Source organism: Rhizobium sp. 2MFCol3.1 (assembly GCF_000377565.1).
Classification (GTDB): domain Bacteria; phylum Pseudomonadota; class Alphaproteobacteria; order Rhizobiales; family Rhizobiaceae; genus Rhizobium.
The window spans coordinates 136,692-155,860 of sequence record NZ_KB898356.1; the positions used below are offsets into that span (position 1 = coordinate 136,692).

17 protein-coding genes are annotated in these 19,169 nt (G+C 62.7%); 3 read left to right on the forward strand and 14 right to left on the reverse strand.

Going from position 1 to position 19,169, the window contains the following annotated elements:
* Nucleotides 1–91: 91 nt before the first annotated feature.
* Nucleotides 92–235, forward strand: coding sequence for a hypothetical protein (locus D460_RS36360; protein ID WP_018898276.1), 144 nt, complete (start codon nt 92–94; stop codon nt 233–235).
* 97 nt (nt 236–332) lie between these two features.
* Here the strand turns inward: D460_RS36360 and pgi are convergent, their stop codons facing one another.
* Both pgi and D460_RS0109345 read right to left on the reverse strand, forming a co-directional pair.
* On the reverse strand, nt 333–1,958 hold the full coding sequence (pgi, locus tag D460_RS0109335) for a glucose-6-phosphate isomerase (RefSeq protein ID WP_018898277.1): 1,626 nt from the start codon (nt 1,956–1,958) through the stop codon (nt 333–335).
* Nucleotides 1,959–2,378: 420 nt separating this feature from the next.
* Nucleotides 2,379–4,079, reverse strand: a complete 1,701-nt coding sequence (locus D460_RS0109345; RefSeq protein ID WP_018898278.1) for a long-chain fatty acid--CoA ligase — start codon at nt 4,077–4,079, stop codon at nt 2,379–2,381.
* Between the two features lie 270 nt (nt 4,080–4,349).
* Here D460_RS0109345 and D460_RS0109350 point away from each other — a divergent pair, with 270 nt between their 5' ends.
* Entirely contained in the window at nt 4,350–4,742 is a 393-nt protein-coding gene (locus D460_RS0109350) for a PRC-barrel domain-containing protein (protein ID WP_018898279.1), read from the forward strand.
* A gap of 111 nt (nt 4,743–4,853) precedes the next feature.
* Here the strand turns inward: D460_RS0109350 and D460_RS0109355 are convergent, their stop codons facing one another.
* The 6 genes from D460_RS0109355 to D460_RS0109380 form a co-directional block, all read right to left on the reverse strand.
* Nucleotides 4,854–7,307 carry a glycoside hydrolase family 2 protein gene (locus D460_RS0109355; protein ID WP_018898280.1) on the reverse strand — a complete coding sequence of 818 codons (2,454 nt, stop codon included), beginning with the start codon at nt 7,305–7,307 and terminating at the stop codon, nt 4,854–4,856.
* 9 nt (nt 7,308–7,316) lie between these two features.
* On the reverse strand, nt 7,317–7,712 hold the full coding sequence (locus D460_RS0109360; RefSeq protein ID WP_026282962.1) for a VOC family protein: 396 nt from the start codon (nt 7,710–7,712) through the stop codon (nt 7,317–7,319).
* Nucleotides 7,713–7,757: 45 nt separating this feature from the next.
* Entirely contained in the window at nt 7,758–8,507 is a 750-nt protein-coding gene (locus tag D460_RS0109365) for an ABC transporter permease (RefSeq protein WP_018898282.1), read from the reverse strand.
* Nucleotides 8,504–9,448 (reverse strand): ABC transporter ATP-binding protein, encoded by a 945-nt coding sequence (locus tag D460_RS0109370; RefSeq protein WP_018898283.1) that lies wholly within the window; start codon nt 9,446–9,448, stop codon nt 8,504–8,506. Before D460_RS0109370 ends, D460_RS0109365 begins: the two co-directional genes overlap by 4 nt.
* Complete coding sequence (locus D460_RS0109375; RefSeq protein ID WP_018898284.1) at nt 9,445–10,611, reverse strand: ABC transporter permease; 1,167 nt, start codon at nt 10,609–10,611, stop codon at nt 9,445–9,447. Before D460_RS0109375 ends, D460_RS0109370 begins: the two co-directional genes overlap by 4 nt.
* Before the next feature lie 64 nt (nt 10,612–10,675).
* Nucleotides 10,676–11,584 (reverse strand): ABC transporter substrate-binding protein, encoded by a 909-nt coding sequence (locus tag D460_RS0109380; protein WP_026282963.1) that lies wholly within the window; start codon nt 11,582–11,584, stop codon nt 10,676–10,678.
* Nucleotides 11,585–11,870: 286 nt separating this feature from the next.
* Between D460_RS0109380 and D460_RS0109385 the strand changes: the two genes are divergently transcribed.
* On the forward strand, nt 11,871–12,593 hold the full coding sequence (locus D460_RS0109385) for a copper homeostasis protein CutC (protein WP_026282964.1): 723 nt from the start codon (nt 11,871–11,873) through the stop codon (nt 12,591–12,593).
* Here D460_RS0109385 and D460_RS0109390 read toward each other — a convergent pair.
* The 6 genes from D460_RS0109390 to D460_RS0109415 all read right to left on the reverse strand — a co-directional run bounded on the left by D460_RS0109390 (nt 12,590) and on the right by D460_RS0109415 (nt 19,148).
* Nucleotides 12,590–13,606: a zinc-binding alcohol dehydrogenase family protein gene (locus D460_RS0109390; protein ID WP_018898287.1), complete on the reverse strand. Its 1,017-nt coding sequence runs from the start codon at nt 13,604–13,606 to the stop codon at nt 12,590–12,592. The two genes, D460_RS0109385 and D460_RS0109390, sit on opposite strands and share 4 nt — an antisense overlap.
* Nucleotides 13,607–13,666: 60 nt before the next feature.
* The gene (locus tag D460_RS0109395; RefSeq protein ID WP_018898288.1) at nt 13,667–14,641 is read right to left on the reverse strand and encodes an ABC transporter permease; all 975 of its coding nucleotides are present in this window, start codon (nt 14,639–14,641) and stop codon (nt 13,667–13,669) included.
* 23 nt (nt 14,642–14,664) lie between these two features.
* Nucleotides 14,665–16,215 (reverse strand): sugar ABC transporter ATP-binding protein, encoded by a 1,551-nt coding sequence (locus D460_RS0109400; RefSeq protein WP_018898289.1) that lies wholly within the window; start codon nt 16,213–16,215, stop codon nt 14,665–14,667.
* Nucleotides 16,216–16,333: 118 nt separating this feature from the next.
* Nucleotides 16,334–17,320, reverse strand: a complete 987-nt coding sequence (locus tag D460_RS0109405; protein WP_018898290.1) for an ABC transporter substrate-binding protein — start codon at nt 17,318–17,320, stop codon at nt 16,334–16,336.
* A 350-nt stretch (nt 17,321–17,670) separates the two neighbouring features.
* Nucleotides 17,671–18,117, reverse strand: a complete 447-nt coding sequence (locus tag D460_RS0109410; RefSeq protein WP_018898291.1) for an RbsD/FucU domain-containing protein — start codon at nt 18,115–18,117, stop codon at nt 17,671–17,673.
* 11 nt (nt 18,118–18,128) lie between these two features.
* Entirely contained in the window at nt 18,129–19,148 is a 1,020-nt protein-coding gene (locus D460_RS0109415) for an aldo/keto reductase (RefSeq protein ID WP_018898292.1), read from the reverse strand.
* Between the last annotated feature and the right edge of the window lie 21 nt (nt 19,149–19,169).

Here is a 19,169-nt window from a genome sequence, read left to right on the forward strand (position 1 = left end):
TGCAGGTGAGAATGGATTTGCATTTTGCCGCATAAGCGCGCCTGCTGTTTGGCGTCACATCCTTTGATGTGGCCCAACCAGGGAGCTTGAAATGGCAAAGGGTCAACTCCGCGGCACGCGTGAAGCGCGCAAGCCGAAGAAAGACAAGTCCGCTCCGGCAGTCGCCTCGCAGCCGGGCTCGCAGGTCAAGCAGGCCGCGAGCACCGTACCTTCAAGCAAGGGCGCCAGGCCCTGACCGCCAAAAAGGGTGGTCCTGAGGGCAGTCATCTCAACCAAATAGAAAACGCTCCCGCGGCGGTCACCACGGGAGCGTCTTTTGAACGTTGCGCTCGTTACTTCGCGAGCTTCGCCAGTTCGGCAACGAGGCCCTGCGTCGACGAATCGTGGCCGGCAGCGCTTTCCTTGCCTTCGATGACGGGCAGCAGGCCGGTCGCCAGCTCCTTGCCGAGCTCGACGCCCCACTGGTCGAAGGAGTTGATGCGGAACAGCACGCCTTCGACAAAGACGCGGTGCTCGTAGAGCGCCACGAGGCGACCAAATGCGAACGGCGTCAGCTTGTCGTAAACGAAGGTGATCGACGGGCGGTTGCCGGTGAAGACGCGGTGCGGCGCGATGAAATCGGCCTGCTTGTCGTCCATGCCCTTGTCGGTCAGCTGCTTCTTGGCTTCCTCGAAGGTGCGGCCCTTCATCAGCGCTTCCGACTGCGCGATGCAGTTTGCCATCAAAAGCTGGTGCTGGTGGCGCAGCTCCGGCTCGAAGCCGTTGGCGGCGATCATGAACTCGGCCGGGATCACGCTCGTGCCCTGGTGGATCAGCTGGTAGAAGGCGTGCTGGCCGTTGGTGCCGGGCTCGCCCCAGACGACAGGGCCGGAATTGCCTTCGACCGGCGTGCCGTCGATCGTGACGCCCTTGCCGTTCGATTCCATGTCGAGCTGCTGCAGGTAAGCAGGGAAGCGCGACAGGCGCTGATCGTAGGGCAGGATCGCGCGGGTGGCGTAGCCGAGAACGTTACGATTGTAGAAGCCGATCAGGCCGAGCAGGATCGGCAGGTTCTTGGCGATCGGCGCCGTGCGGAAGTGGTTGTCGATCGAGTGCGCGCCATCGAGGAACTTGCCGAAGTTCTCAGGACCGACAGCGATCATCAGCGGCAGGCCGATGGCCGACCAGATCGAGTAGCGACCGCCGACCCAATCCCAGAAGCCGAACACGCGCTCGCTCTCGATGCCGAAGGCGGCAACCTTGTCGAGCGCCGTCGAAACGGCTGCGAAGTGATGCTGAATGGCGGCTTCACCGAGCGCGTCGGCAACGAACTTGCGCGCCGTCTGGGCGTTCGTCATCGTCTCGATGGTGGTGAAGGTCTTGGATGCGACGATGAAGAGTGTCGTTTCCGGCTGCACCAGCTTCAGGATGTCGGCGATATGCGCGCCGTCGATGTTGGAAACGAAATGCGCGCGCGGGCCGTCGTGATAAGGCGCCAGCGCCAGCGTCGCCATCACGGGGCCGAGGTCGGAGCCGCCGATGCCGATGTTGATGACGTCGGTGATCTTCTTGCCGGTCGCGCCCTTCAGCGCGCCCGAGCGAATGCCGTCGGCAAACTTGCCCATGGCGGCGAGCACGCCATTGACGTCAGGCATCACGTCCTTGCCATCGACGAGAACCGGGGTGTTCGAGCGGTTGCGAAGGGCCGTGTGCAGCACGGCGCGGTTTTCGGTGAAGTTGATCGCCTTGCCCGAGAACATCTCGTCGCGCTTGGCCTCGACACCGCCGGTTTCGGCGAGCTTGACCAGAAGGGCCAGCACTTCGTCGTTCACGGCCGTCTTCGAGAAATCCATCAGGAGGTCGTCGAGCGAGGCGGTGAAGCGCGAAAAGCGTTTCGGATCGGCCGCGAAGGCAGCACGGATATCGGTGGCCTTGGTGGCAGCCGCGGTGCTTTTCAGTTGGTCGACGATGGCATTCATGGGAGGCTCCTTTGCAGGGCGTGAGGGTCGCGGAAACTATTCGCTTTACCGGGTGCAAATCAAGTTATGTCTGAAATTATTCATAAAAAGGGTGCGCACGTCGCGCTTGATGCGGCAGCGCTGTCAGGCTATATTGGAGAGGTTGCAGGCGGAGCTGTAACTCCACCTGCTGCGCTTACTTAGGTATGGAATGCGACCCGGACGCTGATTGACCAGCTTGTCCGGGTTCTCCTTACCGTAAGCGTGATGCTAAGCGGTCGAAACCACATATCATCACCTCCCGTTCTGATGGCAAGGCTCTTGCCGAAGTCGGCGCGGCCCATCCTCGCCGATAGGCCGCGTCGCCGCGGCCTGTGCTGCTTCTGCCTCAAAACAAGGCGATAGCAGCACAGTTTTGGGTTGTGCTCAATTGCGAAAATATTACGCGCGCAGATCCTTGCGCAGGATCTTGCCGACCGGCGATTTCGGCAGTTCGGTGCGGAACTCGATGAAGCGCGGCCGCTTGTAGTTGGTGAGGTTGGCCACGCAGTGCGCCTTCACATCCGCCTCGGTCAGGTTGGGATCCTTGCGCACCACGAAGAGCTTCACCGCCTCGCCGGAATGCCCGTCCGCAACACCGACGGCGGCAGCCTCCAGGATGCCCGGGTGCATCGCCGCCACTTCCTCGATCTCGTTCGGATAGACGTTGAAGCCGGAGACTAGGATCATGTCCTTCTTGCGGTCGACGATCTTGGTGTAGCCGCGGGCATCCATGAAGCCCATGTCGCCGGTGCGGAAATAGCCGTCGGGGGTCATGGCGCGCGCCGTCTCATCCGGCTTGTTCCAGTATCCGGCCATCACCTGCGGCCCGCGAATGCAGATCTCGCCAACTTCGCCGAGCGGCAGCGATGCGCCGTCCTCGTTGCGGATATCGAGATCCGTGGAGGAGATCGGCAGGCCGATCGCGCCGGTGAACTCGGGCGAATCGAAGCGGTTGGCGGTGGCGACGGGCGACGTCTCGGAAAGCCCGTATCCCTCGGTGATGTGATTGCCGGTGATCGTCAGCCAGCGCTCGGCCACCGGCCGCTGCACGGCCATGCCGCCACCCAGTGAAATCACCAGCGAGGAGAAATCGACCTTGGCGAATTCCGGGTTGTTCATCAGCGCGTTGAACAGCGTGTTGAGCCCGGGGAAGACGTGGACGTTGGATTTCGAGAATTCGCGCACGAGGGCAGGGATGTCGCGCGGATTGGCGACGAGAATATTATGGGCGCCAAGCGACATGCCCATCAGCGAGTTCACCGTCAGCGCGAAGATATGGTAGAGCGGCAGCGCGCAGAGAAAGTTTAGCACATCCGGCCGCTGGCGCTTCTCGAAGGCGGATTTCAGCCAGAGTTCCAGCTGCAGCTTGTTCGACAACAGGTTCTTGTGCGTGAGCACCGCACCCTTGGCGATGCCAGTCGTCCCGCCGGTATATTGCAGGAAGGCGATATCGCTGCCGACAAGACCTGATGGCTTCAGCGTCGCGCCGTCACCCTCACCAAGCACCTGCTTGAATGTCTTGTGTCGGGGGATCGACCAGGCGGGAACGAGCTTCTTCACCTTGCGCACGAGAAGATTGACGATCAGCCCCTTGGTGCCCAGCATTTCGCCGAGCGACGTGACGACCACATGGCGCACATCGGTATGGCCGAGCACCTGCTGAACGGTATGGGCGAAGTTTTCCAGAACGAAGATCGCCTTGGCGCCGGCATCGCGCAGCTGATGCTCCAGTTCGCGCGGCGTATAGAGCGGGTTGACGTTCACCACCACGAGCCCGGCGCGCAGGATGCCATAGACGGCGATCGGGTTCTGCAGCACGTTCGGCATCATCACCGCGACGCGATCGCCCTTCTGCAGTCCGCTTGCCTGCAGCCATGCCGCGACCTTGCGCGTCTGGCTTTCCAGCTGGCGGTAGGTGAGCGTCTTGCCCATGCTGGAAAAGGCGATGCGGTCGGCATAGCGCGCGCAGGATTTCTCAAGCAGCTCCGCCAGTGATTCGTATTCCAGCGCCGGAAGCTCGGCCGGTACGATCGCCGGATAGGTGGCAAGCCACGGCTTGTCGGGCCTGTCACCGCCAGGATGGGCGGAAATGCTGTTCATCGTGTCTCTCTCCCTGTCGCTGCCGGCGGGGCGCCCGTCGAAACTATTGGATGATCCTCCATCCTCCAATACGGCAGCTTATGTCATTGCTCGAATGGTTCAAGCAGCATCAGGCTACAATAACCTTGACGTAAACGTCAATATTGCGGCGCCCGCCAAAATTGCGGATCAAATTCGGGAACAACGGGCAGCGGGCGACGTTTTCAATTCACACGCTTGGCACGAGGAACAACGCCAGGCACGAGGAACCAACCGAAAGGGAGTAGAGACATGCTGCAACAGGACAACGACAAGACCCTCCGTGACCCGAACGTCAAGGATACGCACTCGCTGATCGCCAGCGACCGTGTGGAAGGCACCCGCGTCTACGGCGCCGATGGCAAGCACATCGGCTCGATCGAGCGCCTGATCCTCGGCAAGAGAGATGGCCGCGTCGCTTATGCCGTGCTGAGCTTCGGCGGCTTCATGGGCATCGGTCACGATCACTACCCGCTGCCCTGGGATAAGCTGTCCTACGATACGCAGCTGGATGGCTACCGCATCGATCTGACCAAAGAACAGATCGAAGGCGCGCCAAGCTACGCGGATGATGACGACACCTGGTACAACGATAACGGCCGCCGGGTCTACGATTACTACGGCGTGCCGCCCTACTGGATGTAAGTCTCCCGCGAGGCCGGAAAGGAAGGGTCCCGCCGCGTGCGGGACCCACCGACGGCCACAAAAACCTCCGGCGAAAGTCGGAGGTTTTTGCATGAGTTACGCCGGCCTAGTTCAACCCGCGGACACGAGATCGTTGGCCGAGCGCAGCACCGTCCCCACCACGATATCGGCCACACCGATCGCCGCCTGCGTATCCACCTCGAACACATGCGTCTCGCCCGGCAGAAGCGTGATCAGCATCGTATCCACCACCGCATCCGGATCGAGCCGATCAGCCATCAGGCAGAGATCCTTCAGCAGGCTGACGGCGGTCACCGCGACCGCGTAACCGCCCTCCCGCTTGCTGACCTCGATCCTCATCTCCGGCTTCGGCAGCTTGAGGTCGATATCCTCGACGAAATAGTGAAACGCCCGCCGGTCCAGCATGTCGACGACAACCACTTCGTTGTTTGGATCGTCTGCGGTCGCGATATCCCGAGGCAGCGTGAATGCCTTCGCCTCGAACCGGTCGCAAAGCAGCCGCCAGAATTCGAACTCGGTAAGCACGGTTCCATCGAGCCGCAGCCGCTTGCCCGAAATCTTCGCCCGCCAGAACAGCGTCCGCTCGTTGACGGCAACGGCGGCGAGCCCGCCTTCGCGCGGCTGGATCGTCAGAAGCCGGGGATCGAAAGCCTGGCGCATCGCGTACCACAGCGGCTTGCGCCGCCCGGCCGAATCCAGCGCCGCCCAGGAGGTCACCGGCCAGCAATCGTTGAACTGCCAGACGACCGCGCCCTTGCAGATGTCGCGGTGCGAGCGCATGTGCTCGACCGCGAAGCGGATGGCGCGCGCCTGGTTCAGCTGCGTGGCGAAATGCCAGTCGTCCATCGTCAGTGGCTCGGGCAGATGGCCGGCCAGCCCACGGATCAGTTTGTCGTTGCCTTGCGTGGCCTTCTGATGATGGAAGACGCCGTTGGAGACGGGCGTCAGCGGCGCGTCGTGCACGCTCTCTTCCAGCGTCGCCCAGTTGGGCGGCGCCTGCCAGCCGAATTCGGAGCAGAAGCGCGGGATATAGTTGCGGTAGACCTCGTAGCCCACGTCGTTCCACACATCCCAGATGTGCTTGCACCCATGCGCATCTGCATTCGGCTCGATCTCCATCGTGCCTGAATAGGGGCTGCCGGGGTAGTAGGGTCGCTCGGGATCGAGCTCGGCGCAGAGCCCCGGCAGGATATCGAGATAGTAGCCGAGCCCCCAGCTCTCGCCCTCCTTGATGATCGGCCGCCAGCCCCACTCGTCGAAGCCCCAGATATTCTCGTTGTTGCCGTTCCAGACGATCAGCGAGGGATGCGGCATCAGCCGCGCGACGTTGTCGCGCACCTCCGCCTCGACCTCGCCACGGAGCGGCTCTTCCTCGGGATAGGAGGCGCAGGCAAACAGGAAATCCTGCCACACCAGCATGCCCACGCGGTCGCACTCCTCGTAGAATTCATCCCGCTCGAAGATACCGCCGCCCCATACCCGCAAAAGGTTGATGTTGGCGGCCTTCGCCTCGTCGATCCGCGAAGCATAGCGCTCGGCCGTGACCCGCGATGGGAAGCAATCGTCGGGGATCCAGTTGGCGCCGCAGAGAAACAGCGGCACATCGTTGATCACGAAGGTGAAGGCCGAGCCATGCTCGTCCGCGGAGGTGTCGAGCCGCACCGAGCGGAAGCCGATCTGTTTGGCGTAATCGTCGAGCAACTCACCGCTCTCGCCGTCGCGCAGTTCGATTTGCAGCGGATAAAGCGGCTGCGCGCCGAGATGATGCGGCCACCAGATTTGCGGCGAAGGCACGCGCACCTGGAAGCGGACCTCGTCGGTCCCGGTCTCGACGATCTCGCTATGCGTGACGCCTCCGATGCTGGCCGTGATGCGGCAGTCGCCGGCGTCACCCGCGCGCGCGATCTTTGCCCGCACAGTCACCAACCCGTCTCCACCGGCAAGCGTCGCCGAGACCAGCGTTTCGGCCAGCCGCGCCTTCGCCCAGCGCTCCAGCCGCACCGGCTTCCATATCCCCGCCGTCACCAGCGTCGGTCCCCAGTCCCAGCCGAAATTGCAGGCCATCTTGCGCATCAGGTTGCCGGGGCCGGGATAGTTGTTCGGCCGGTAGCCGTAATGCGCTTCCATCTCCGCGCCATAGGCATAGGCCGAGCGGAAGGTCACGACCAGCTCGTTGCCCTCTGCCTTCAGCCGATCGGAAACGGCGAAGCGGTAGGTGCGGTGCATGTTGAACGTCTGGCCGATCTCTTCGCCATTGAGCGAGATCGTCGCCGCCGTATCCAGCCCGTCGAAGACAAGCTCCTGCACGAGATCGGCATCGGGCGATGCGTCGAAGCGGCAACTGTAGGTCCAGTCCTCGCGGCCGATCCAGTCATTGGTGATCTCGTTGACGTCCACATAGGGGTCGGGGATCAGCCGGCTTGCCAGCAGGTCCAGATGCACGCATCCGGGCACATGCGCCGGCACCGTTTTCGGCAGATTAGGCTTTCCTGCAACGTTGCAGTTGAGGGTCCAGCCGGTATGCAGGTCTGTCTTGGAAATCATCGGGTTCTCTTAGAGGTAGCGGCCGTGGCGCTGCAGGACTTCGATCTTGTAGCCGTCGGGATCGGTGATGAAGAAGAACAGGGCAAGCAGCTTGCCGTCGCGGTTGAGTTCCACAAGCTTGCCGGGATTGAGCCCGGCTTCCGTCAGCCGCTTGTGCTCGACCGCGACCTCGTCGACCGACACCGCCAGATGCCCGTAGCCGTCGCCGAGATTATAGGGTTCAACGCGGCCCTTGTTGATGGTCAACTCCAGCTCGAAGCCGGTCTCGCGGTTGCTGAGATAGATCAGCGTGAAGGTGTCGAAATCGATGCGGTCGGCGACCTCGAGCCCGAAGACCTTGCCGTAGAATTCGACCGAGCGCGCTTCGTCGAGAACGCGGATCATCGAGTGAATCATCTTGGCCAAGGCTGCCTCCATCGTGCGTATCAGGCCGCTTTGGTAGCTGCTGCCTTAGGCGGTGCGCAAGCCCATTCTTCGCGTCATCGCGCTTTCCACCAATCCCACCGCATCATAAATCAACAGCGCCATAAGCCCGACGATCAGGCCGCCCTGCAGGATGAAGGCGGTGTTATCAGATATCAGCCCGGCGATGATCACTTCCCCCAGCCCCTTGGCCGCCACCGTCGAGCCGATCGTGGCCGTTCCGATATTGATCACGGTCGCCACCTTCACGCCCTCGATGATCAGCGGCAGCGCCAGCGGCAGCTCCACTTGAAACAGCCGCTGCGTCGGGTTCATGCCCATGCCGTCGGCGGCATCGAGCACGGCGGGGGAGACTTGCCGCAGGCCGGAAATGGTGTTTTCGAAGATCGGCAGCAGCCCGTAGAGAAACAGCGCCACCAGCGTCGGCCCGGCGCCGAAGCCCATGGCCGGCACTGCCAGCGCCAGCACCGCGACCGGCGGAAAGGTCTGTCCGGCATTGGCGATGGCGCGCGACAGCGGCAGGAAATCGGCGCCGCTCCGCCGCGTCACGAAGACCCCGCCCAGAATGGCGACCACGGCGCTCCCGACAATCGAGATCAGCACCAGCTGCAGATGCCCGAGCGCCAGAAGCGGCAGGCTGCTTTGCGTGTATACGGCCGGCGCGTTGTTCTTGGTGAGCGGCGTCAGCAGGAAGGACAGCCACTCCGTCCGGAACAACAGGATCAGGAGCAGCGCCAGCGCCGCGACGCGGAAGAGGTTGGCGGTGAGGAGCTTCATTCCTTACGGCCCAGCTCCAGGAGGTGAGACATCGAGATCGACCCGATCGCCGCCTTCTTCTCGTTCTCAACGGCGGCTTCGTCGATCCCCTGCCAGATCATTTCGGCCAGTGCGTCGCGCAGGCTGAGCGATTGCGGCAAGCCATGGTCGAGCCCGGCCTTGGCCGGCGCCATGCCCGATGTCAGCGGCAGCAGCGACATGCGCTTCAGCGCCCGGTCGGTCGTTCCCGTCAACTGCTGCACGAAGGGGTCGGCGGGCTCGGTGATGATCTTTTCCGGCGTCGAATATTGCAGCAGCCTGCCGCCGCGCATCACCGCGATCCGGTTGCCGAGGTGGAAGGCTTCGTCCATGTCGTGGGTAACGAGAATGATGGTCGTGCCGAACTGCTTCTGGATCGCCAGAAGATCGTCCTGCGCCTTGCCGCGAATGACGGGATCGAGCGCGCCGAAGGGTTCGTCCATGATCAGCACCTCCGGCCCCGCCGCCAGCGCTCGCGCAACGCCGACGCGCTGCTGTTCGCCGCCGGAAAGCTGATGCGGGTATTTCTTGGCGAAGGATTTGGGGTCGAGATTGAAGAGGCCGAGCAGTTCATCGACGCGGGCGTCGATCCTGCCGCGCTCCCAGCTGAGCAGCTGCGGCACCGTCGCGATGTTCTGCGCCACTGTGCGGTGCGGAAAGAGGCCGTTGCCCTGGATCACGTAGCCGATATTGCGACGCAGTTCCGTCTCAGGCACATCGGCCACGTTGCGCCCGCCGACGCGGATTTCGCCAGACGTCATCGGCACCAGCCGGTTGATCATCCGGATCAGCGTCGACTTGCCGGACCCCGAAGTTCCGACGATGACGGTGATCTCTCCCTTCTCGACCGCCATCGACACATTGTCGACCACGGTCGTATCGCCGTAGCGCTTGGTGACGTTGCGGATGTCGATCATGCTCATGCGGCAGGTCCCCGTATGCTGTCGGCGACCGCATCGAGAATGACGGCCGAAGAGAAGGCGAAGATGACGGTCGGCACGGCGCCGAGAAGAACGAGGTCCATGGCCGTCTGGCCTAGCCCCTGGAAGATGAAGACGCCGAACCCGCCACCGCCGATCAGCGCCGCCACCGTCACCAGCCCGATTGCCTGCACCAGCACGATGCGAATGCCCGTGAGGATGACCGGCAGCGCCAGCGGCAGGTCGATGCCGGTAAGAATCTGCCGACGGGTGAGCCCCATGCCGGCGGCTGCGTCGCGCACGGCGGGGTCGACGCCCTCGAGGCCGACAACGGTATTGGCCACGATCGGCAGCAGCGAATAGAGCACCAGCGCGATTAGCGCGGGTGCCGCGCCGATGCCGCTGATCCCGATCGCCGCCGCCAGCGGCACATGCGCCGCGAGATAACCGAGCGGCAACATTAAAAGGCCGAAGAGCGCGAGGCTCGGGATCGTCTGGATCAGGCTCAGCCCCTGCAAGAGCGCAGCCCGGAGCTTGGGCACCCAGAAGCAGACGATGCCAAGCGGCAGCCCGATCGCCACCGAGATCGCCAGCGACCCGAAGGCCAACTGCACATGCGTCCATGCCTCGGCCCAGAACTGGTCGCCGCGATTGGCGAATTCGCGCATGATCGAGAGACTGTCGAGCAGCCCCGACCATAGAAAAATGCCGAGCAGACACGCATAGGCGATGAGCGCCGCGACCCGCATCCACGGCTTCAGCCGCACCTTCACCAGCGCATCCGATATGATCAGCGATGTAACCGCAAGCAGCACCCAGAAGCCGCCGCCCGGCGTCATGCGCGCCGCCGTGCTGCCCTCTGGCGTAAAGGACGTCGCCACGAAGCCGATCGCCGCCAGCAATGCCGCCAGACAGAGCGTCGAGATCGCAAGCCGCGCATAGGCGTTTTCGAGAAACAGCACCGCGCAGGCCGAGAAAACGAGGAGCAGGGTGAGGATGATGGCGGAGGGCTGGTCCAGAAGCTGCATCAGCAATATCGGCTTGCCCGATGCGATGCGGTTCGCCTTCACATAGATGAATGGCAGCAATGCCGCCGCCGCGACGCCCGCGACGACGAGAACGACGCCGAGCCGGTCCAGTCTGCGGACCGCTAAGGTTTCTTCCATCGATCCATCCCAGCCTGGAAGGAAAACGGCTCCGCATCCATCGCTGGATACGGAGCGTCGGCGATTACTTCAGGAAGCCTTTTTCCTTCAGGTAGGCCTCGGCAACGCTCTTCGCCGGCTCGCCATCGACCTGGATCTTGCCGTTCAGCTTGCGCAGCTCGTCGGCCGTCAGGCTCTTGAAGATCGGCGCCAGGATTTCTTCGATCTTCGGGTTGGCCTTCAGCACCTCCTCGCGGATGATCGGCGTCGGCGCATAGACCTGCTGCACGCTCTTGTCGTCTTCGAGGACGGTAAGCTCGGCGGCCTCGATCGCGCCATCCGTGCCGTAGACCATCGCGGAATTGGCGCCGTTCGTCTGGTCTGCTGCGGCCTTGATCGTGGCGGCGGTATCACCGCCCGAGAGCACGATTTCCTGCTCCGGCTTCAGCGTGAAGCCGTAGGTCGTCTGGAACGCCGGCAGTGCGCCGGCGGTGTTGACGAATTCCGCCGAGGCCACGAGCTTCGCTTCGCCGCCACCGGCGACCCACTTGCCGAAATCGGACATGCTCTTCAGGTTGTTTTTCCCGGCAACGTCGTTGCGCACGGCGATCGCCCATGTGTTGTTGGCGGGCGAGGGCGTCAGCCAAACGATCTTGTTGGCGTCGTAATCCAGCTTCTTGGCCATGTCGTAGCCCTGCTGGATATTCTTCCAGGCCGCATCGTCGGGCTTGTTGAAGAAGAAGCCGGCATTGCCTGTGTATTCGGGATAGATGTCGATCTCGCCTGCGGTGATCGCCTTGCGCAGCACGGGCGTGGCGCCGAGCGCGATGCGGTCCTTCGTCTTGATGCCGTTGGCGTTGAGCGCCAGCGCGATCACGTTGCCGAGCAGCGTGCCCTCCGTGTCGATCTTCGACGACACCACGACATCCGCGGCCTGCACCGCACCTGCCGTCAGGGCGCAGAGCGATACGGCAAGGGCTATTCTTTTCAGCATGACCATCCCCTTATTCCTTCAAAGGCGCGGAAAGCCTTGGCGCAAGGCGAACCGCTCGAAACTCCCCGGCGAAGACAGCGGACTGTCGGCGACCGATCCAATGCGTAACTGACATAGTGTGCACGATTGAAAAATCGATGCGATTGCGAAAATACTGTTCACGACACTGTCCAATCGATCGGTGGCCGATCGCATTCCAGTCTCAGCTCGCAAATCCGATGCTGCGATGCTAACCGGAAGGAAAGGCTCAGGCTTGGACGATCATGAGATGACGAGGGAGGAAAGCGTGACAATCTTGCTTGAGGTATGCGTGGATAGCCCGCGCGGTCTGGCGGCGGCCATCGAAGGCGGCGCTGATCGTATCGAACTGTGCTCGGCGCTTGAGATTGGCGGACTGACGCCCGTCGCCGGCATGATGAAAGCGGCGGCTGCCGCCCCCATCCCCGTCTACGCGATGATCCGCCCGCATGCCGGCCCCTTCGTGTTCGACAGCGGCGATGAAGCGGCGATGATGGCGGATATCGATGCCGTCAGGGCCTTCGGCCTCGCCGGTGTGGTCATTGGGGCAAACCTTGCAGATGGCACGCTCGACATGCCGCTGCTGCGACGCTTGAAGGCACACGCCGCAGGGCTCGGCTCGACGCTGCACCGCGCCTTCGATCTCGTCCCCGATCCCGATGCCGCGTTGGAGCAGGCCGTCGAACTCGGCTGCGAGCGCATCCTCACCTCCGGCTGCATCCCCAAGGCCATCGATGGCCTGGAGACATTGGCGCGGCTGACGAAGAAGGCAGCCGGGCGGATCTCGATCATGCCGGGCAGCGGCGTGCGCCCCGCCAACGCGCCGCAGATCCTGCGCGCCACGGGTGCCCGCGAAATTCACGGCTCCTGCAGCTCGCCCGTTGCAAGCGTTGATCCCCGCGCGGTCGCCTTCGGCTTCGAGGCGGCGTCGCCCAACCGAACGGACGCGTCCATCGTGCGCCAGATGCGCGAGGCGATCGACAGTCTTTAGCCGACCTTGATCACGGCCTTGATCAGGCCGCTCTTTTCATGCGCCCAACGCGCCAGATCGCGCGGCGCATCGGCGAGCGTCGTGCGGTGGGTGATCAACCGATCCACCGGCACGAGGCCATTGGCGATCGAGGCCGCCACGTGCTCGAAGTCGATCCGCGTGGCGTTTCGGCTACCGATCACCATCATTTCGCGCTTGTGAAACTCGGGGTCGGAGAAGCGGATATCATCCTTCACGACGCTGACCAGAACCAGCGCGCCGCCATGCGCGACGAACTGGAACGCCTTCTCCATCGAGGGGCCATAGCCGGTCGCGTCGAAAACGACGTCGAAACCATCCCCGCCGGTCCTCGCCTTCACCGCATCAAGCGTTGCATCATTGGCGACGATACCTGACGTAAATCCGAAACGCTCGGCGGCCATCTCCAGCCGCTCCGCACTGGTGTCGAGCAAGGTCACCTTATGGCCGGCGATCCGCGAAAAGATCGCGGCCCCAAGGCCGATCGGGCCTGCGCCGATCACGAGCGCGCGCGAGCCTGTGGGCGAAAGCGAGCGACGCACGGCATGCGCCCCGATCGCCAGGAATTCCACGGTCGCCGCCGCTTCCAGGCTCAGCCCCTGCGCCGCATAGAGATTGCCCGCCGGTACCGTGATCTCCTCGCAGAATGCCCCATCGGTGTGGACGCCGAGGACCTTGATGTCGGTGCAGCAATTCGCCTTGTCCTTGCGGCACGCGACGCATCGGCCGCAGGAGATATACGGGTTGACGATCACAGGCGTTCCAACGGCGATCTCGACGCCGACACCGGTTTCCACCACGGTTGCCGAGATCTCGTGGCCCATCACCCGCGGATATTCGAGAAACGGATGCTTGCCCTCGAAGATGTGATAGTCGGTGCCGCAGATGCCGACATGACTGACGGCAAGCCGCGCCCAGCCGGCTTCAGGCGTGCCGGGAGAGGGGCGCTCGACGATCTCGAGAACGCCCGGTTGTTGGCAAAGCACGGCTTTCATGATGGTTCCTGCATTCGATTGAAAGGAAGCCGGCGAGTGGCCGGCCCCCAATATTGGCATTTAGGAGCTGCGGCGACGGCGCAGCTGATCGAAGTAGACGATCACGATGATCAGCAGGCCGGTGATGATGCGCTGCCAGAACGAGTTGACGTTGAGCAGGTTCGCGCCGTTGTTGATCGTCGCCAGGATAAAGGCGCCGATCAGCGGACCATGCACGGAGCCGACCGCGCCGAACAGCGAGGTGCCGCCGATGACCGACGAGGCGATTGCCTGCAGTTCCCAACCGTCCGCCTGCGTGGCGTTGCCGATGGCGATACGCGATGCGAGCAACACGCCGACAAAGGCTGCGAAGGTCGCCGACAGGATGTAGGCCATGTAAATGATGGCATTGACCCGGACACCCGAGAGGCGCGCTGCCTCGCGATTGGAGCCGACCGCGAAGAGATAGCGGCCCCAGCGGCTGAGATGCAGGAAGATGTACGAGGGGATCGCGACCAGCACGACCATCCAGAACAGGCTCGGGACGCCGAGGAAGTCGGCGCGGGCGAAGTTCGTGAAGGGCTCGTTGACGATGTTGATGGTCGAGCCGTTGGTGATCAGAAGCCCGATGCCACGCAGCGACGTCAGCGTCGCCAGCGTGATGATGAAGGGCGGCAGACCCATCTTGACGATGCCGAAGCCATGAAACACCCCGATGCCGACGCCGATCAAAAGCGTGATCAGGATCGCTGCCCAGACCGGGAAGCCCGCCTGCAGCAACCATGCCAGGATAACCGTACAGAAGCCCACAATCGCGCCGACGGAAAGGTCGATGCCGGCCGTGATGATCACGAAGGTCTGGCCAAGCGCCAAGATCGCCGTCATCGCGCCCTGGCGCAGCAGGTTGGAGATATTGAGCGGCGTCCAGAAGCTGGCGGTGACGACGCCGAGCAGGATCCACAGGAAGGCCAGAAGACCGATCAGGGTCAGGCCGAACAGGATGTTGACCTTGCGGCGCGGCGGTGGCGCGGCGATCTCGGTGGGGGTTACGGTCATTTTTCTCTCTCCCTCTTGTTCTTTTAGACGCCGATCGCTTCGCTCAGCACTTCTTCATGCGTGGCGGCGTGGAAGTCGTGGCTGGCCACGAGCTGGCCGCTGCGGAACACATGCAGCCGGTCCGCCAGTTCGTAGACCTCGGGCAGGTAGGAGGAGATCAGAATGATCCCCGCGCCCTGCTTCAGAAGCTTGGCGAACAGACGGTAGATTTCAGCCTTGGTGCCGACATCGACGCCGACGGTCGGTTCGTCGAAGATGAAGAGCCGCGCCCCATGGCTCAGCCACTTGCCGATGACGACCTTCTGCTGGTTGCCACCAGACATCGCCGACACCAGCACCCGCCGGCTGGGCGTCTTGATCGCGAGGTCGCGGATCTGCTGGTCGGCGTTCTGCGTCTCCTCGCTGTGGCTGATGACGGGGCCCTTGCTCAGCCGCTTGAAGACCGGCAGGTTGATGTTGAGGCCGATCGGCAGGTTGAGGCAAAGGCCCTGGTCGCGGCGACTTTCCGGCGCCAGCGCGATACCGAGCTCCATCGCTGTGCGCTCGTCCTTGATGTTGACCTTCTTGCCCATCCAGTGGATTTCGCCGGCCGTGGTCTTCTCGCGGCCGTATAGCCCGAGCGCGAACTCGCTGCGCCCGGCGCCGATCAAGCCGTAGAGGCCGACGATCTGTCCCGCTTTCACCGAAAGCGACACGTTCTCGAAGCCCGGTCCGGACAAGCCGCGCACATCGACGATGGTCTCACCGATCGCAATCTCTTCCTTGTGATAGATCTGCTCGATCGAACGGTTGATCATCAGCGCGATCAGCTCGTTCTCGTTGGTCTCGCCGATAATGCGCGTTCCGACATGGGTGCCGTCGCGCAGAACCGAGACGCGGTCCGCCAGCTCGAAGACTTCTTCCATGCGGTGGCTGATGTAGACGATCGTGACACCTTCGCTCTGCAGGCGTCGGATGAGCTTGAAGAGCTGCGCCGATTCCTGGCGCGTCAGATAAGCGGTCGGCTCGTCGAAGATCAGGAACTGCGTGCCGCGCATGGCCGCGCGCGCGGTCGCAACCAGCTGCTGCTGGCCGATCGTGAGATCGCTAAGCGGAACGCCGGCCGGCAGGCCGAAGCCGAGATCGTTGAGAACGGCCTGCGCCATCTTCTCCATCTCGCGCTTGCGCATTAGGCCGAATTGGTTGACCTCGTCGCCGAGGAAAAGATTGGCCGCCACGCTGAGATGCGGACACAGAACCACTTCCTGGTGCACTGCGTTGATGCCGCGCGCGATCGCCTCGTTGGGCGTCGCCAGCGCGACCGGGTGTCCGCACCAGTGGATTTCGCCGGCCGTGCGGGTGATGACGCCGGTCAGAAGCTTGATCAGCGTCGACTTGCCGGCGCCGTTTTCGCCGACGATCGCGTGGATCTCTCCGGCAAGAAAGGTGACAGTTGCCGGCTTCAGCGCCTGCACATATCCGTAATTCTTCTGCAATCCCTTGAGTTCGAGGATCGGGGCACCCGCGGGTACGCGGTTCGCCTCCTTCAGCTTGGCGCTGTCATCGTGGCGATGACTGACCTCTTCCAGGCTCATTTGCGTCTCCTCCTCGCGAATTACCATGTCGTCCTTCGCCGTCCGCTCCCCTTGAGGAGTTCGGCCGAAGGGAAGAAGGGCCGTGCGGGATCGCTCCCGCACGGCGCTCGTCAGGTCGTTACTTGATCTTCGGGTTCAAGAGAGCGTCGATCTTCGGGTCGCTCATGTTGGCCTTGGTTACGAGGTTGGCGCCGGTATCGACGTTCTCCTCGACCTTTTCGCCCTTGGATACAGCAAGCGCGGTCTTCACGCCGTCATAGCCCATGCGATAGGGATCCTGCACCACGAGGCCGGCAAGCGAGCCGTCCTTCAGGAAGCCGACCGTCTTGTCGTCGCTGTCAAACGCGATGACCTTGATCTTGTCGCCGAGCTTGTTTTCGGCGATCGCCTGGCCGACGCCCTGGCCGAGGATGAGGTTCGAAGCGAACACACCCACGAGGTTCGGGTTGGCGGTGATCAGGTCGGTCATCATGTTGAGGCCGGTCGTTGCCTGGCCGTCACCATACTTGTCGGCGATAAGCTTCAGGCCCGGATGCTTCGTCTTCAGCTGATCGAGGAAGCCTTCGCGGCGCTGCTCGAGCGAGCCGACGCCGGGCAGGTTGGTCAAGATGACGACTTCGCCTTCTTCCTTGCCGGTCATTTCCTTGATCGCCGCGGCCAGGCCGTCGGCTGCGATGCGGCCGCCCTGAACGTTATCGGTGGTGAGGAACGACTTGAAGGCCTTCGAATCCGCGCCGGAGTCGATACCGATGATCGGAACGGACTTGGCGGCTTCATCGATCGGCTTGCCCAGCGCCTTGAATTCGGTCGGCGAGATGACGATCGCGGCCGGCTTGCCGGCAACGGCGTTCTCAAGAATGCTGATCTGGCCGTTCACGTCGGACTCGGCCTGTGCGCCAAGCTCCGGCACCTTGACGCCGAGATCCTGGCCTGCCTTGCGGGCACCGGCCAGCACGATCTGCCAGTAGAAGGACGTGGTGTCCTTGACGATAATCGGAATGGTCACGTCTGCCGCAAAGGACGGCATCGGCACGGCTGTCGCCATGACGGCGGCGCCCGCGAGAGCGGTAAAGGTGCGACGCGAAAGAATGGACTTCATGCGCATGTTGGTTCTCCTCCAAGTGCGTTCTTCCTCCAGGAAATCTCTCGCGAACGCGAACGAGAGACTTTTATCGATAAAAAACATTTACGAGGTCGAAGCTAGCCGAGGCCTGCCTTGTTTGCAAGACGGCGCCGGGTAAGCCCTTTGGCTCCTTCCGGACCGGTCCTGCACTCGCTTATCGATCGAGCCGCCGGCACCTAGGCGCCGGCAACTCCCCATTCCCAGTCTCGTTGCCTTTTCCTCTAAGGCCAGACGTCCCTCCAAGACATCCGGCCGAAAAGGTATCGAGTTCGATTTATGAAACATAGGTTCCGCGTGAATGTCAATACGGAACGTTTATTCCGTTTCTATCCTTACCCCCAGAATACCTCTTCCGGCAGCACGACGCCTTTCTTCAGGATGATGTTGCCATAGAGCCGAAACTCGGTGGTCGCGACGATATAGGCTGCCTTGCGAGACCGCTCGTAGAAGGCAAAACGCTCAAGCGTCGAAATGCCGAAATCGCCTGCGCGCTTGGACACAATGGTCTGAAATTCTTTGCAAACTTCGGGCACGGCGGTCGGATCGCCCACCACTTCCATGACCCAGGCCGATTCCGGCACAAACGTATCGAGCGGCATATGCGTCAGGATCGCTTCCGCCATGGTCGTGGCACTGACGCCATCGGCACGGATCATTTCCGGGCCCATGGAAAAAGACGGGAAGTTGGCGTCGGCGATGACGATCTCGTCCCCATGGCCCATGCGCGCGATGGCGCACAACAGGTCGGGGCTGAGGACGGGATGAATTCCTTTAAGCATTCTGTTTTTCCTTAAACGCGAACAGCATCGTCGCCGAGTGGCGGCGCAACGAGGGTGAAGCTATCGAATTCCGGATAGATCGTCTCCGGCAAAATCGGTGAGAACAGGTCCATGTTGCGCGTCACGCTGGATGCCTTGCCGGTGCCGATCAGCACCGACGAGACGAGCGGGTCGCGCAGCGCGAACTGCAGCGCCGGCGCGGCGAGCGCGACACCATTCTTGGCTGCGACCGCTTCCATGCCGCGCACCTTGGCGAGCACCTCTTCGGTCGCCGGCATATAGTCGAAATTCGACCCCGCCACCGCACCGGTCGCGAGAATACCGGAGTTGAAGACGCCGCCGACCACAAGCGACGTCCCCTTCTTGCGGCAGAGCGGTAGCAGTTCGGCTTCAGCCGATCGGTCGAGCAGCGTGTAGCGCCCGGCCATCAGGATACAGTCGATATCGGCATTGCGCATCACGTCGAGGCAGACGGGCACCTCGTTGACGCCAAGCCCGAAGGCCTTGATCGCGCCCGATGTCTTCAGTTCTTCCAGCGCCTTGATACCGGTATCGAGGAACTGCTTGAGATAGACGGCATTCTTCGCCGCGCCATGCGTATAGCCGCCGATATCGTGGACATAGAGGATATCGATCCGGTTCAGCCCCAGCCGTGCGTAGCTGAATTCGACCGAGCGCATGATGCCGTCATAGGAGTAGTCGTAATCGGCATCGAAGGAGAGCGGATCGACGTAGGAATAGTCGGGAACCGTCCCCGTCGGCACCGGGCGCAGCAGCCGCCCGACCTTGGTGGAGAGCACCCATTCGCTTTCCGGTTTGCCGCGCAGGAAATCGCCGACGTGGCGCTCGCCGAGCCCCAATCCATACCAGGGCGCTACGTCGAAATAGCGGATGCCGCTATCCCATGCCGCGTCGAGCGTTTGCATTGCCTGTTCGCGCGGGCAGGCGCGGTAGAGGCCGCCAAGGGCTGCGGCGCCGAAGCTCACTTCGGTCACCTCAAGCTCGGTCCGGCCGATCCTCCTCGTCTTCATCATTCCTCCCTGAAGACTGTC

What these genes read in the sequence shown, in the direction of transcription:
- D460_RS0109345 (WP_018898278.1), bottom strand. Translation starts at nt 4,079, where the DNA reads ATGAACAGCATTTCCGCCCATCCTGGCGGTGACAGGCCCGACAAGCCG.
- D460_RS0109370 (WP_018898283.1), bottom strand. Translation starts at nt 9,448, where the DNA reads ATGAGCATGATCGACATCCGCAACGTCACCAAGCGCTACGGCGATACG.
- D460_RS0109415 (WP_018898292.1), bottom strand. Translation starts at nt 19,148, where the DNA reads ATGAAGACGAGGAGGATCGGCCGGACCGAGCTTGAGGTGACCGAAGTG.
- D460_RS0109365 (WP_018898282.1), bottom strand. Translation starts at nt 8,507, where the DNA reads ATGAAGCTCCTCACCGCCAACCTCTTCCGCGTCGCGGCGCTGGCGCTG.
- D460_RS0109405 (WP_018898290.1), bottom strand. Translation starts at nt 17,320, where the DNA reads ATGCGCATGAAGTCCATTCTTTCGCGTCGCACCTTTACCGCTCTCGCG.
- D460_RS0109410 (WP_018898291.1), bottom strand. Translation starts at nt 18,117, where the DNA reads ATGCTTAAAGGAATTCATCCCGTCCTCAGCCCCGACCTGTTGTGCGCC.
- D460_RS0109355 (WP_018898280.1), bottom strand. Translation starts at nt 7,307, where the DNA reads ATGATTTCCAAGACAGACCTGCATACCGGCTGGACCCTCAACTGCAAC.
- D460_RS0109390 (WP_018898287.1), bottom strand. Translation starts at nt 13,606, where the DNA reads ATGAAAGCCGTGCTTTGCCAACAACCGGGCGTTCTCGAGATCGTCGAG.
- D460_RS0109380 (WP_026282963.1), bottom strand. Translation starts at nt 11,584, where the DNA reads ATGCTGAAAAGAATAGCCCTTGCCGTATCGCTCTGCGCCCTGACGGCA.
- D460_RS0109375 (WP_018898284.1), bottom strand. Translation starts at nt 10,611, where the DNA reads ATGGAAGAAACCTTAGCGGTCCGCAGACTGGACCGGCTCGGCGTCGTT.
- D460_RS0109395 (WP_018898288.1), bottom strand. Translation starts at nt 14,641, where the DNA reads ATGACCGTAACCCCCACCGAGATCGCCGCGCCACCGCCGCGCCGCAAG.
- pgi (WP_018898277.1), bottom strand. Translation starts at nt 1,958, where the DNA reads ATGAATGCCATCGTCGACCAACTGAAAAGCACCGCGGCTGCCACCAAG.
- D460_RS0109400 (WP_018898289.1), bottom strand. Translation starts at nt 16,215, where the DNA reads ATGAGCCTGGAAGAGGTCAGTCATCGCCACGATGACAGCGCCAAGCTG.
- D460_RS0109350 (WP_018898279.1), top strand. Translation starts at nt 4,350, where the DNA reads ATGCTGCAACAGGACAACGACAAGACCCTCCGTGACCCGAACGTCAAG.
- D460_RS36360 (WP_018898276.1), top strand. Translation starts at nt 92, where the DNA reads ATGGCAAAGGGTCAACTCCGCGGCACGCGTGAAGCGCGCAAGCCGAAG.